This is a genomic window from Paenibacillus mangrovi, assembly GCF_022898935.1.
Classification (GTDB): domain Bacteria; phylum Bacillota; class Bacilli; order Paenibacillales; family Paenibacillaceae; genus Paenibacillus_AQ; species Paenibacillus_AQ mangrovi.
On the sequence record NZ_JALIRP010000004.1, the window covers coordinates 150,748 to 164,698 of the forward strand.

Sequence of the window (13,951 nt, forward strand, 5' to 3'; positions counted from 1 at the left end):
TTTATAATGAGGATGATCAATCAATTGTGATATAAAGACCTGGTAGGGGAGTTACCTCTAAAAAATTTTGTATGCCCTTATGCAGATAAACACTACAAGAGATGAAATGTCATTCATACCATTCCGATTAGCGATCAACCAAGGGTTAGAAAAAGAAACACAAGAAGCTGAGAAATATCTTACTCAATTGAAAGTATTCTCAATAGTCAAATGAAAACTCAAAAGGGTTGACCTTCACATTGTTGAGGGTCAACCCTTTACAGTATAATTAAGTAAGGTTTGGAACAGGAAATAGTGACTAAGTTTAGTGACAACTTCTTTAAGGCGTGGTTGAGTATAGCAGGGAAGAGAAGTCAAAAAACCAGTGTTCCTCGCTGGGACGAAATAAACGACCGACGGACAAGGACTCCGGTCTGGCCTTTATCTACCTGCTCAGCCAAAAAGACAATCCTGCCGTTGAAGGCATTATTTGTCCCACGCAATCCTCGTATTTCTCCATATAATATATTAAAAATCTCGAGGGATATATATTTTTTTAGGCACATTTATCCATGTGTTCTTTCTAAGACAAACCATTGGTGAATCTCAGGTTTCTCTTGGACTACAACGACATCTTTATGTTTTAGATCAATGGAAGCAACAAAAAAGGTTTATTCTGGGCTGCTTGACCAGTGGTATGTACTACGTCTTTCTGCACTAAAGTAGATGTTAAACACCAAGCAATCCAATTTCGCGCTACTATCAGTATAGGGAACCCAGTGCTTCAACTGTGAAAGGTTTCAGTTCGCCGAACCGTGCCTCTTGGCCAATGCCGCCGTAGGAGCAGGTGCGTCATCAGATCGTCGAGTGTATTGGACCAGCCGTCGTACACGTACTGATCGCCGGGGTGACCGGCGAATCCGCGCAGGTGGAAGATCATCTCGCTGCGGTCGCCATGTGCGGTGAGAGTTAGGGTCACGACAGGGGAGTTCTCGATGGGATCATCGGGTAACCCCAGGTGAAGACGAGCCGTTCGAAAGGTACGACATCGAGGAACACACCTCCTGTGGGATACTCTTCGCCGGTCTCGGAAAACGATCGCAGGGTGGTGTATACGTCAATTCCAGAGAAAGGAAATAACATGATAGAGAAGGTGATCGAGGAACAGAAGGAACTCATTCAAGTGCTTTTCGACATGCACGAATTAACGGTGTGTTGTGGTTGCGGGGATACCGTGCTGATCATCTGCTCATTTGAAATTCTGGTGATCTTTTTATCTTTTGTCAGACAAAATAAAGTAAGAAGTATAATAAGGCAATATGAAGGTTGATACTATCGTTATACCATATAGAATACCTTTTGGTTTTATAAATTGTACCAATATACCTATTGTGATAAGATATCTATCATTACCTTCATTTCTTTCATTATTAACGTCTTTACTTGTAATGCTTTATAAGCAAATATAACATATAACCTACACCTAAAATGGTTAAAGGTGCTTGTATCATTGGTAAGATGTTTATAAGCAATTATCATCTAAAAAATGGTGATTCAATTAGATTTAAGGCGGATAGACCTCACACATACTATAATTCGGGGGAAAAGTTAACTCGTCTGAGTATGACAATATATTACCGGACTAATACCATTTTCAAAAGTAAGAAAAATAAATTTAGGAGAGATTTAAATGATTAAAGGTAATAACATTTACATTAGGCCGCTAAACATTGAGGATGCAGTAGAACTACTTAGATTAGAAACAGAGAATCGCGAAATCTTTGAGAAGTTTTCAATGACTCGTAGTAATGATTTTTATACGATGGAAAATCAAATTAAGAGAATAACTAAAAATCAAGAAACCATGCTTGAAGGCCAAGAATATAACTTTGGAATCTTTATCAATAATAATGATAAACTCATTGGAACCATTAGCCTGTTTCAAGTTATTCGTGGTTCCCTTCAAAATGCTATCATTGGTTATTTTTTGGATGAAAGGAGTAATGGTAAGGGGTACGCTACAGAAGCAGTAAAATTAGTTATCGATTATGCATTCAATGAATTGATGTTACATCGGATAGAAGCGGGTGTAATGCCTCATAATATTGCATCCATGCGAGTGTTGGAAAAAGCCGGGTTTCATAAAGAAGGGATTTCACAAAAAAATGTGAAGATTAATGGGATATGGGAAGATCATCAGGTATTAGCTATAATAAATCCTCATGACCAGATGTAGGATATTGCAGCCCAAATCTCTTATGTTTAGATTGCGACGAACTGGATGCTTAAGTAATTGAACCTCTTTTCCGTACAGAATTAGCGCGGAGTGAGGTTCTTTTGTTGTCTCAATATCATTCTGGTCTGCAGCCGCATGTTTGATTTCGTGTGCAAAGCTGTGGGTGGAGAGTTAGCTACTTCTGATGAAAAGAGCGAGTGTAGGTGGGTTCCAAAGGAAAATGTTCTGGATTTGATTACTTTACCTGCAATCCGCATGCGTTATGAAGTTTATTTGAACTTTAACGGCTCTGTGAATTATATGGAGTACGACACTGCGACAACGTCAGAATGTAATGTCAAGCTTCAAAGGCGTGTTTAGTTGTACGATGAGGGCTCGTGCCGATTATTAATCTATTAAACTCACGTGTCCCGTTAGTGCAAAGATTTTTAAATGGAGACAAGGGAAAAGACAATGTCTAATGACACAAATGTGACCTGTCTAATGACACAAATGTACCTACATTGTAGGATAATGACACAAAAATGCCTACATTCTGGCGGAACTATAAGTACGTATGTCTGAGGACAATAACATCTATTCATAGCCAGTGGGCCAAGGTACGACCCTATTCAAATTAAAAAAGGCCAAAATAAACGTTAGTTCTTGAGAAAAGCTCCGCCGTCATTAAGCTAACGGGCAGATTAGTGCAACAGTGCAGCGTGTTAGGCATTAGTGTAGACGGGCAATAATGCGGAAGAGGAATTTTTTGGGAAACGTAAAGGAATGCATGAAAGTGCATAGAATTAGTAATGTATTCCACGAAAGGAGGCTTACTACTATGGAAAAGTACATCCCTATCTGCAAAGAATATTTCTTTAAGGAGGGATTACGTATGTTTGATTACTAACCCCTATTCCAACACAACGAAATACGAATAATAGGGGATGAGATATATGAAAATTTCTGATAACATTTTGAAGCACCATCTGCAGAACGTGTACGTGATTACTGGCCAGGCCTGCGGCGGGAAGACGACGGCCAGCAGGTATCTCGCAGATAAGTACGATCTAATTTTGTTGGATTGGGACGAACAATTTGCTTCGTATCAACTTTTAGTTGATCCACATTTTCAACCAGCCATGAGTCAGCGACCAGAGTTTCCGTCCTGGGAGGAGTATTTCATGCGACCACCTGAGGAATATTCGGAGTGGTTGAACACAACATTCCGTGAACAAACGGAGATGGTCATTGCACACCTTCTCAAACTTGCTGGCAATGCAGAAGGTAAAAAAATAATTGTTGATGGTTTCTTTGACGTACAGACCTTAAAGAAGATCTCGGATTACAGCAGAGTGGTGTTTCTGCTCTCCTCCGAAGAAGTGGTCCGCCGTGATTACTTCAATCGGGAATGCAAAAGGGATATGTACGAGTGCATCATGGGGCTAAGGAATCCTGAAGCAGCCCTCGAAAACGTCTTTCAAACCATGTTTTACAAGGTGGAAGAGGGTGAAAAGGAAATTTGTGAGAGCGGGTTCAGGTGGTTTAAACGAAATACACTCGGAACCGACCCTATGGATACCATTAAACAAATTGAAGAGCATTTTGGCTTCAGCATATAATTAAAACCAGGTCTGGCTGTAATTCTTAGCCAGGCCTTTTCTGTTTGTAGATTGAAATATTAAGAGAAAATGATTTTGAAGCGTTTAGAGTGTTTGTAGCGTACGATTATGGCGAATTAAATAAAACAAACAAACGTATCATGAATTTTCATCAGTTTAATCGTGAACGAGATACGGCAATAATTTCATTAATCTTAGGATCAGGACTAAGATTATCTGAAGTTTCCGGAATCAATCTGGAGGATTTAGATCTTACAAAATCATCTGTAAGAGTAACTCGTAAAGGAGGAAAAGAGCAATATGTTTACTTTAGCAGCCAAGCATCTCTAGATATAGATAATTACCTGCAGGTAAGGGAAACGAGATATACCCCAGAAAAAAATGAAAGATTTTTGTTTATTGCAGCACCTGTAGGACGCAAAGGTAAAAATAGACGTTTAACACAACGTTCTATAGAAAAACTTGTTGAGAAATATGCATCAGCCTTTGGAAAGCCGGCTTTGACGGTACATTCTTTGAGGCATTCATTTGCCACACGTTATCACATTGAGAATAATGATGTCCCAAAATTAAAAAATCAATTAGGACATTCTTCAATACAAACTACTATGATTTATACGCACTTAACAGATGATCAAATGAGAAACGCTGTAAACAACATGGACAAATAATTTGGTAGGGAGTGACATAAAGTTGCCTACCAGGCTGGGGAATTGACACAAAGTTGCCCACCAGACTGGAGAATGACATAAAGTTACCTACCAGACCTGGAAAAATTCATGAAAGAAAAGATCAAGTTAAGCTTACTTATAGACATATGTATAAAATACTATGTAATCTACATATACAACTACGACCTAGAATGGCCGTCATTACGCTACATTCCATGGATTGTGACACAAATAAAAACCTACTATTAACGGACAGCATTTTAGCTGTCCTTTTTTGTCGAATTCAGGCTATTAATTCTGTTGTAAACTATGGTAGAATTACTGATGGATAAAAAAGGAAGTCATGATAATTCGGGAGCAAGTGGTAGCCTAGAGCTTCATTGAGGGTGAGAGATTAATTTACTGTATTAATGATTCGGTACCAAGCTAATAGGCAGGAGTTGGGCTCATGTTATGTTCAAATATACAGTTATATTCAGAGTGGGTCTGGGATACACTCTCCAAATCGTACACCCGGTGGGATGCAAATCCAAGAGGAGACGTTGACTGAGCTTATCCTGCTAGACCTCGCTACACATCCTCACAATTTTGTGAGGCAATACAACAAGCTGGAGGAAGGGTCAATCACGGGAGCAGATTGGGAATGGCACCTATACACACCATGTCGCCGGTGGATCAAGCTTCGCGTCCAAGCAAAGAAGATATTGTTAGAAAGCTTCGTGTATAAACCAAATCACGACATTCGTCGATCAAGACGAGGGTTGCGCCAGATTGATCTGTTGATGCGTAGAGCGAGATCCAACAGGGCGCTCCCGATATACGTATTTTATAACTATTACAATGACACGATCACCGGGCATTCTTGTACTTGCGCGAACACAAACAACTATTTTGGCTGGACATACACCTCAGCCGATCGAATTTATGGACTGTTAGCGATGCGGCGGGGGACGAGGGCGAGAAGGACTTTCGCATTCGATGAAGTTAATAACCTTTCTTTGCCTATGAGCTGCTTGTTCTGCACGTATCCTTCCCGATCTTCAAGCGGCCCCAGTAGTACAGGATTTCTCGAACAGCTTTTGTCGAATTTCAAAGACTATTTTCAAACCTTCGGGGTTAGTCGGGAAGACGTCGTATCAGTCGATCCACCGTTTTACGTAAGGGATATTCTTGTTCAATCTTACGGAGAGGAGGCAGTGGCAGAGCATTTCCCTGCACAGGCCGAAACTTCCGAATCGCTGGTTCAGCCAACCGTTTCCTACGTCGTTGTGTCATTATTGGAAAATCCAGGATTTAACGGGACGAATGTGCCCATTCCCTAGTACTTTTAACATTTTTAACATATCATCAATGTGCTTATTATCTTCTCTTCTACTAATCAATACAGACATTGTTCCAAAAACAGTGTTTTAGAAAGTAATAAACAGATTAGTAACACCTTGGAGGCCGTATGAAGTTAAAAACGTTGATTATTGAGAACTTCAGATCTTATAAACATGAAGTACGTATAGATATCTCCAATTTCACTGCTTTTATAGGTGCAAACGATGCAGGTAAATCAACTTTACTCGAGGCAATGGAAATTTTCTTCAATAATGAGGTAGTGAAAGTTGATTCAAACGATTCATGTGTTCATAGCGATAATAAGTTAGTTCGGATAGGCTGCGTTTTTACAGACGTTCCAGCAAGTATAGTCATTGATTCAACGTCTACAACAAGTCTTGTACATGAGTATTTATTAAATAATGAAGGTAATCTTGAAATACATAAATTCTATGATTGTTCCAACAGATCTCCAAAGGAAAGTGTCCACATTAAATGCGTTCATCCTAATAAACCTCATTTGAACGATCTACTGCAGTTAAAAATTACAGATCTTAAAATACGTATCAAGGAACTCGAAATTGATGAAAGTAATGTGGATCTCCGATCTAGTTCATCTATTCGAAAAGCAATATACCAACACTATGATGGCCAATTACAGCTTTCTGAACGATATTTACAACTGAACAAAGAAGATGGAAAAAGTATCTGGGAGAGTCTTAATCAGAAGTTGCCAATTTACGCATTATTTCAAGCAGATCGCCCAAGTAAAGACGACGATTCTGAAGTTCAAGATCCAATGAAATTGGCCATTTCTGAGGCAATTAGGAAAGTAGAAAATGAAATCACTCAAATAGTTGAAGAGATTCGACGTAACGTTGAAGAAGTTGCAAATCGCACTCTTCAGCACCTGCAAGGATTTGACTCTGCATTAGCAAATGAATTACTGCCTATTTTTAAAAATGATCCAAAATGGGATAGTTTATTTAAACTTTCACTCACTGGCGATAATTCCATTCCGATTAATAAAAGAGGCAGTGGGGTCAGAAGATTAATATTACTTAGCTTTTTTAAAGCTGAAGTAGAGAGAAAAGGCGGTCAATCCTCGGTACCAGTAATATATGCAATCGAAGAGCCAGAAACGTCTCAACATCCTTCAAATCAACTCAAAATAATTAAGACATTGCTTGAACTTTCGAACGAGGATAATTGTCAGGTGTTGATTACAACCCACGTTCCAGCTTTAGCTGGTGAAATACCGATTGATTCACTAAGATATATCACAAATAACCCAGAAGGCCAAAAAGTTGTTCTTGAGAATTCAGAATTTGTTTTTGAACAGGTTTCTTCTGCTCTTGGTATCATTCCAGACGTGTCCACAGCAATTACACCTGTAATAATATGTGTTGAAGGATCTAACGATGTAAACTTCCTAAAACACATTAGTAAAGTATTACATCAAAGAGAGCCATCTTTCCCGGACATAAATAATGATCCAAGAATAACTATCTTACCGTTAGGTTGAAGTTCGTTAGCAGAGTGGGTTAAGCATCGTTATCTCAAAAATTTGGGAGCTATTGAAGTACACATTTATGATAGGGATTATGAACCTCCTGCAGAACCCAAATATCTGTTCTCTGCAAATAGTGTTAACCAAAGACAGGATGGCTCAATTGCTTTTATTACTTCAAAGAAAGAACTGGAGAATTATATTCATCCTGAATGTATCAAGCATGTAATGAATCTAGATGTTACTTTTGGTGATTTCGATGATGTACCAAAGTTGCTTTGTGGAATCTCAGAATTGGGAGAGTCAAAAATAAAGAAATGGCTGAATGATAAGGTTGCAGCAACTATGACATATGATCATTTATGTGCAATTGATAAGGAGAAAGAAATTGAAGGTTGGTTTAATGAAATCCAAAAGAGATTAAGTAGAGGAATGTTTTTCAACGAAGCTGCAGCTGGTACTGAAACGAAATAGTTAGATAAAAAAGAGGCAAGCAGTTCACAGTACCAGTGACTACTTGCCTTTTTTAATTATGTTATAGATCTCAAATATCTCTTTAACATCAGAGATGTCTCTTGTTAGTAATTCCCCGCTAAATACTTCAATTAATTCTTCCTTAGAGAGCTTAGAAGATGTCCCAATTTCACCGAACCTAAAAAACTCTGAATATGACATGTTAAGTGCTTTTATGATCTTTTCCAGAGTTTCTATTGAGACATTTCGCTCACCACGCTCTACTCCACCAATATAAGAACTCTGTAAGTTTGCTAATTCTCCAAGTCCCTCTTGACTCATCTTCTGTGCTTTACGAATTTGTCTAATCCGTTCCCCGACTAATTTTGCCAGGCTTGCCATACAAATCACCACCTAATTTATACATTAGGCAAGTGAATGTAGCATAAACAGAGCATCTAACTATAAATACCATTGATAAAAGTACTTATAAGTACTATATTTTAATATGAGAAACTTCATGGAGATGACATCATGAGTAATTTGCCAGTTAATAATGTAATTGAAAATGTCTTGCAATATAAGATGCGGGGAAAAGTTGCTTATCAAAGCCACTTACCGGCAGCCATAGCGCTGAACATCACTTTTGTAAAACCCTATGATGATCCAAACGGTAAGGGTTATCAGCGCCCAGTTGATCCAAAGCGCTGTCATGACTTTGCCGTTTATTTGTCCAAAGGGGAAGATGCGCTATTTACACCAGTTTTGCTTAATGCCTGTGGTAATTGGGAGTTCACGTGTTACGATAAAATGCGACCTAATTACGGGAGATTAGTTTGTAAGGGGAAAGCTTCTCTAATGGATGGACAACATCGATTAGGTGGAATAAGGAAGTATGTTCAAGAGACAAATTCTGATATTGCAATCCCATTCCTTGCATTCCACGCCCTTGATGATGACGAAGAGATTAAACTTTTTGACACAATAAATACCAAAGCGAAAGGCATTGGTCCGTCTTTAAGTAAATACCTCCGAAGAGATACAGATGATCTTAGCTGGGTTGCAACTGAGTTGTTAACACGCAAAGAAAGTCCTTTTATACTTATCGGCAGCATTATAGGTAAGAGAGTAAAGGGCAGGCATATCACTCTTCAAAATCTTTACCGTACCCTTCATTTCTTATTTAAAGAAGATCAGTTAGTTGTTCTATCTAAAGAAGAGAAACTAAACATAGCTCTGATGTATTTTACAGCTGTTAAGGAAACGCTACCCACCGAATGGCTGGACTATTCGGGCCATAGACTAACTCATATCGTTTGCATGGATGCTTTATCCATTGCAGCTGGTAATATTTTAAGTAAACATCTGAGCAGTAATAAGAAGTCAATTGATTACTCGTCACTTATCAAATCAGTAAAGAAGTTAAAACAAATCGATTGGTCTACTACCGGTTCATTAAGATTTATTAAAGGGTTAACCGGTTCGAGGGCATTATCTCAAGAGATTACAGAGATTATGATTAGTTAATACAACGAAAAGGGGACATTCAGGATATATGAATTGTCCTCTTTTGCTTGGAATTATTTACATATCGGTTTGTAGACATGTAACCTTTATAATATTTGTGAATCATTAATAGGAAGTGGGTTATTACTAGTGTCCAATAGATTCAAGCACTATTTTTGTCCGCCAGATATTGAGAGCAGATATTCACTAATGGTATTTGATGACGAGAAAAATCATTTTATGCCTCTTACAGAGTATTATCATTACCAACTAGGAAGAGTAAGTGAGAGTACATCGCTTTCATATCTGAATGCTTTGGAGCCTTTTTTCTATTGGCTAAAAACGAAAAGTCTTTTCCAAGGAGAAAGAATTTTATGGGACAGTTCAGTATTAGCTGTCAAGTCCGCTATTAAACAATACCTTCAAAAAGAATTAGGTTGCAAAGTTAGAGACCAGGATTCATATGAAAAAGTGTTTCTAACAAACAAGAGCAAAAAAACGGTTAATCACTTTTTAGCTGCGATTAAGGCATTTTACAAAGCTATGATAAAACTGGGCCTGTATGAACATGGTAACCCTTTGGTAAATCTAGATCTTATAGAACAGGATTTTGAGATTCCAGGAGAAAGAAAAGGTCGACAGCGCATGCCGAAGATCGCTGGTACTGAAGAACCTGTGAATTACAGGAAAATTACTGAATCGTATTTCAAAATTATGAAGGATGAATGGATACCCGAAGTTATTGGTGATTGGGATTTACCTTATAAAGTTTATAATGCTGGGGAAAAATCAAATTGGACGTTAAGAGATGAAGTAATTATCCGGTTCTTATTTGAAACCGGTGCCAGAATCAGTGAGATATTGGATTTAACAATCGGGGATTACCGGAATCGTATGGATAAACATGAATTATCAGCCTTTAACAAAGGAAGCTTCAGGAGAAGAACTAAGTTTGTTCGCATCTCCCCTGAAACCTTAAAGCTGCTAATTCGCTATATAAATACAGAGAGAAGAAAATCCGCCAAAAATCAAGTGAAGTTCGAGAGTTTATCTGATAATGACTTTATTTTCATTTCCCAAAGAGGAGACCAGTATAAATATAATGCGTTTTATAATCATTGGCATAAAATAATCTCCACTTCAGGGATGAAACTGAACATTCATAAAGCAAGACATTGGTTTGTGACTTCTCGACTTAGAGGAATTTACGAAACTTCTACCTCAAAGGCTGAAATTGAGGATAAAAAAAAGCAATTGATTGGTTACATGAAATGGCGGGATTCCGAAACGATTAATATATATGAGCATTTATATGATGAAGAAAAATATCGCGATATTCATGAACAGATGATTCAAACATATACACGCCGTGAAAAAGAATACTTGAAAAATAAAAAGACTAATAAAGATGTTCCAGCTTCCAAGATAGTATCTATCCAAGATAAACATTTTGAAGAAGAGTGGTTAAATGACTTTTATGAAGGAATGGAATAGATGACAAATGAACTTGAACTTAAACAATGGTACCAATTACTTTTTGGGAAAATCGATTCTGCGTTATTAGAACTAAAGGATTATGATGGCAACTATTATTGGGACAGCGTTGATCCCAACTCATTAAGATACTTTGTTTCAAATATTGTTGGCACCCCTTGGCAGAATCATATGGGTCTAAGCTTGTTAAGTGTAACTGATAGAAAACTGTCGCCACAGTCGATTTATAATTTAATGAGTACTATTAATGCTAGACTGAAAAACCTCTTCGCAGCTGCAGAGCTGTCTGAAATGGTTGAGTTTAATTACTCAGTCGTCGAAAAATACTTGACTGGCAGCTTAATGCCTGATCATACAGATCGACAGAGACAGTCCTTTCTCACAGCCTACGGAAGTTTCATTTTTAACGTGTCAAAATGGATAACCACACAGTTTACTAACGAACAACAAAGTTATTTTTCTAAATTTCTCTTTCCAAAGTTGCCTTTTGACAATCGTGATTTTTCAGTTAGAACCAAAGCTCTTGATGTTGCGAAAGAAACTAGGAAAACTGAAACCTCTGCTGTAACGCCTCAGTTGCCTGAAATAAGGGCGGAAAGCCATTTCAGGTGGAACCAGGTGCATCGACTCCGCAAAGCTATGAGAGACGTCCTAGAGAAGGCTAGGCATGATCGAATAACATTACCACTAGAATTTAGTTATGATGAATCCGAATATACTAATGAGCGATGGCATTTTGTCTTATGGGATAAAGAGAGCTTCGGCCGATACTATAAAGTAGGAACTTCATCAGAAAATGAAGTTTTTCTGGAATTTGTTAGAGCTGAGAACCTGGATGACGGAAGACCAGGAGATGGACTATGGTTTCTTGAAATACTTCGCCTTAGATTAATTGGTATATGGGACCAAGAATATTTAGAAGATAATGAACGGCTAAAAATAGTCGAGTATTTAAATCAATGGGGATATGAAGATGCAGTGCAAGGTCAGGCACCTTTCCAAATCAGGAATCCCGGGTTATTAACACAGAGTGTATTTATAGTTCGAAACTCAAGAAAATTTGATAAATTGTTAATTAATTTAGAGCCAATTTACGTAGCATGTACTTTTGCTCGATTTGCACTTGATATTATCACCTCATCCGGCGCCCGAATGAACGAGCTATTACAAATTAGTTATGACAAGAACTGTTGTATTGTTACTGTTGATAATAGCGTGACACCACCAAGTAAAAATTATATATACCGATTAATACCTAAGGGTCGCGAGGAAGAAGAAAATTACTACATGCCTGAGGAAGTATACCGTTTCATGAGTGATATTGTTAATCTTCTAAAGGAATCGTATAATTCCTCATCGATTCCCGAAGTAGAATATAGTGCTGCTACTCGGAAGCATTTAATGAGCAAAAAACGTTATATTTTTCAATACAAGGGTCGGCATATCAATGAATTTACAATCAATGCAATCATCCGTTTTTTACTCCATGGGACTATAATTCAGACAAGTGAAGGAAATCAAGTTGTCTTAAAAGCTCATTTACTTCGACACGCCTTCGCTACGCATGCTGTTCAAACGGAAAAGATTCCGATCGATATTGTAAAATCACTGTTACATCAAAAAGACATATCTGTAACTGAGTACTACTCGGCGCCTACACATCAACAAATTTCAGATACTGTAGGCTAAAAATGAATTGAAAGAAATTGAACTTATGGAGCGTTGTCAAAAGGATGATCGTTATGAGCCAAAAATTAAGATCAACAACTGAAAAGCCATGGTTAATAGAAAATAATGAGGAATCAAAAAGTAGAATCTTTAAACTTGGTGTTAAAGCAATTCATTCTTTGCTTAGGGATTCAAAAACAATTTCCTATCGAAATATTGCAGAAAGATCAAAGGAATTTGATGAATCGGGAAAGGGTATTCACCCAAATAGCGTCAAAAACAATACGGATCTATACGACTATTACTTAAAACACACGAAAAACAAACCTAAACCATCAAAGAGGACTAAAATTAAGGTAGGAGATGTTGATTTTAGAAACATCAAAATAGATCGGGATCTAGAGAGGGTTAAGTCACGATATTTGCAGTTATCAAAGTTAGAACTTGTGGAATTGCTTATTAATGCTGAGCAGTTTATTGCAGTGCAGAATCAGACATGGCTTAAATCTCAGTTTGAAAATTTCAAATAAATGTTTGGGGTATTTCATAAGTCATTAAGTGACAATGAGATACCCTAATTTTTTAGTTCCGAGTTAAGGAGATCCTTGCAGTTTGAAGTGTGATGTCAAGACTCGAATTAGAACGTGCATTCGCATTATAATCGCCTTGAGGTGATTGTGAGTGGGCGAATATAGACCGGCAATACCAACCAAAGAAGAGCTTGAAATCATCCGAGATTGTACATAAAATCAGCACTTTCCACGTTAAATGATTTCGCAGACGGATTTTCAAAGGTTTGCAGGCAGGCGAGAAGGATGTGGGCTTCGGAACTTCAGTAAAGGCCATTCGCATGTATCGGGATGATATTGACGAGGCTGTGGCACATGTATACAACGTAACGAAAGACTCCATTAAATAACGTGATTAATTCACAAACCGGTTCTTGACATTAAGTTGGTTTTCTTTTTAGTGATTTGATAATTAATACTATTCCTAGTATTCCCGAGAAAATTGCTATTGTAATAGGCATGGCCCCTGTTTCCATTAGAGCAGTTTTAAAAATACCATAATTTGAGTCCCACCCTACACCTTCTTTTACTAGAACTTGAGAGTAAATAGCCGCAGAAATTAAACTTGAACTATAGATAATGGCACTAAACAACAAAAGGGTCAAACCAACATATAATTTCTTCATTAACTCATAACCTCCTAAATATATCTACTTTTGTAATTTACATACATCGAAAAATACTTTACAGTAATAGATAAGAAATTTCTTGATTGTTAATTCTAGTATACTTGTACTAAAAAAGGAAGGAAAGGATAGTCTATGCTTTTTATTTACGTGACAAAAAAACTCTATTAATGATCTTATCGTTATCAATTTTAGTCGCAATGATGGTTACATTACATTCAGTACATCACACATCGATGTGCTGCAGCCGAAGCGCCCAAAAATGAAGGGAGGGTTTTTATGGGAAAATTTAATGTATGGTTTACATTATCATTC

Annotated in this window: 11 protein-coding genes and 4 pseudogenes; 12 read left to right on the forward strand and 3 right to left on the reverse strand. The window is 37.6% G+C overall.

Annotated elements, in window-relative coordinates; genetic code table 11:
- Positions 1-1,276 precede the first annotated feature (1,276 nt).
- Positions 1,277-1,511 (reverse strand): annotated as a pseudogene (locus tag MUG84_RS11365) (lysine transporter LysE); the annotation flags it as partial.
- Between the two features lies 1 nt (position 1,512).
- On the opposite strand from MUG84_RS11365, the pseudogene MUG84_RS11370 reads away from it, so the two are divergent.
- The 8 genes and pseudogenes from MUG84_RS11370 to MUG84_RS11400 form a co-directional block, all read left to right on the forward strand.
- A pseudogene (locus MUG84_RS11370) lies at positions 1,513-1,677 on the forward strand (cupin domain-containing protein); the annotation flags it as partial.
- Entirely contained in the window at positions 1,670-2,215 is a 546-nt protein-coding gene (locus MUG84_RS11375) for a GNAT family N-acetyltransferase (protein WP_244725136.1), read from the forward strand. The pseudogene MUG84_RS11370 and the gene MUG84_RS11375, both read left to right, overlap by 8 nt.
- A gap of 935 nt (positions 2,216-3,150) precedes the next feature.
- Positions 3,151-3,816, forward strand: coding sequence for a P-loop NTPase family protein (locus MUG84_RS11380; protein ID WP_244725137.1), 666 nt, complete (start codon positions 3,151-3,153; stop codon positions 3,814-3,816).
- A gap of 53 nt (positions 3,817-3,869) precedes the next feature.
- Positions 3,870-4,487, forward strand: a pseudogene (locus MUG84_RS11385) (tyrosine-type recombinase/integrase); the annotation flags it as partial.
- Positions 4,488-5,008: 521 nt separating this feature from the next.
- A pseudogene (locus MUG84_RS27650) lies at positions 5,009-5,497 on the forward strand (DUF6615 family protein); the annotation flags it as partial.
- Positions 5,498-5,566: 69 nt separating this feature from the next.
- Positions 5,567-5,809, forward strand: a complete 243-nt coding sequence (locus MUG84_RS11390; protein WP_244725138.1) for a hypothetical protein — start codon at positions 5,567-5,569, stop codon at positions 5,807-5,809.
- Positions 5,810-5,937: 128 nt separating this feature from the next.
- The gene (locus MUG84_RS11395; RefSeq protein WP_244725139.1) at positions 5,938-7,335 is read left to right on the forward strand and encodes an ATP-binding protein; all 1,398 of its coding nucleotides are present in this window, start codon (positions 5,938-5,940) and stop codon (positions 7,333-7,335) included.
- A gap of 42 nt (positions 7,336-7,377) precedes the next feature.
- Positions 7,378-7,794: a hypothetical protein gene (locus MUG84_RS11400; RefSeq protein WP_244725140.1), complete on the forward strand. Its 417-nt coding sequence runs from the start codon at positions 7,378-7,380 to the stop codon at positions 7,792-7,794.
- A gap of 39 nt (positions 7,795-7,833) precedes the next feature.
- On the opposite strand, the gene MUG84_RS11405 is transcribed toward MUG84_RS11400, so the two are convergent.
- On the reverse strand, positions 7,834-8,175 hold the full coding sequence (locus tag MUG84_RS11405; protein WP_244725141.1) for a helix-turn-helix domain-containing protein: 342 nt from the start codon (positions 8,173-8,175) through the stop codon (positions 7,834-7,836).
- 132 nt (positions 8,176-8,307) lie between these two features.
- On the opposite strand from MUG84_RS11405, the gene MUG84_RS11410 reads away from it, so the two are divergent.
- The 4 genes from MUG84_RS11410 (at position 8,308) to MUG84_RS11425 (ending at position 12,971) form a co-directional block, all read left to right on the forward strand.
- Positions 8,308-9,300 carry a DGQHR domain-containing protein gene (locus MUG84_RS11410; protein WP_244725142.1) on the forward strand — a complete coding sequence of 331 codons (993 nt, stop codon included), beginning with the start codon at positions 8,308-8,310 and terminating at the stop codon, positions 9,298-9,300.
- A 189-nt stretch (positions 9,301-9,489) separates the two neighbouring features.
- On the forward strand, positions 9,490-10,773 hold the full coding sequence (locus MUG84_RS11415; protein WP_244725143.1) for a tyrosine-type recombinase/integrase: 1,284 nt from the start codon (positions 9,490-9,492) through the stop codon (positions 10,771-10,773).
- Positions 10,774-12,462, forward strand: coding sequence for a site-specific integrase (locus tag MUG84_RS11420; RefSeq protein ID WP_244725144.1), 1,689 nt, complete (start codon positions 10,774-10,776; stop codon positions 12,460-12,462).
- Positions 12,463-12,515: 53 nt separating this feature from the next.
- On the forward strand, positions 12,516-12,971 hold the full coding sequence (locus MUG84_RS11425) for a hypothetical protein (protein WP_244725145.1): 456 nt from the start codon (positions 12,516-12,518) through the stop codon (positions 12,969-12,971).
- 419 nt (positions 12,972-13,390) lie between these two features.
- On the opposite strand, the gene MUG84_RS11430 is transcribed toward MUG84_RS11425, so the two are convergent.
- On the reverse strand, positions 13,391-13,636 hold the full coding sequence (locus MUG84_RS11430; protein ID WP_244725146.1) for a phosphatase: 246 nt from the start codon (positions 13,634-13,636) through the stop codon (positions 13,391-13,393).
- Positions 13,637-13,951 lie beyond the last annotated feature (315 nt).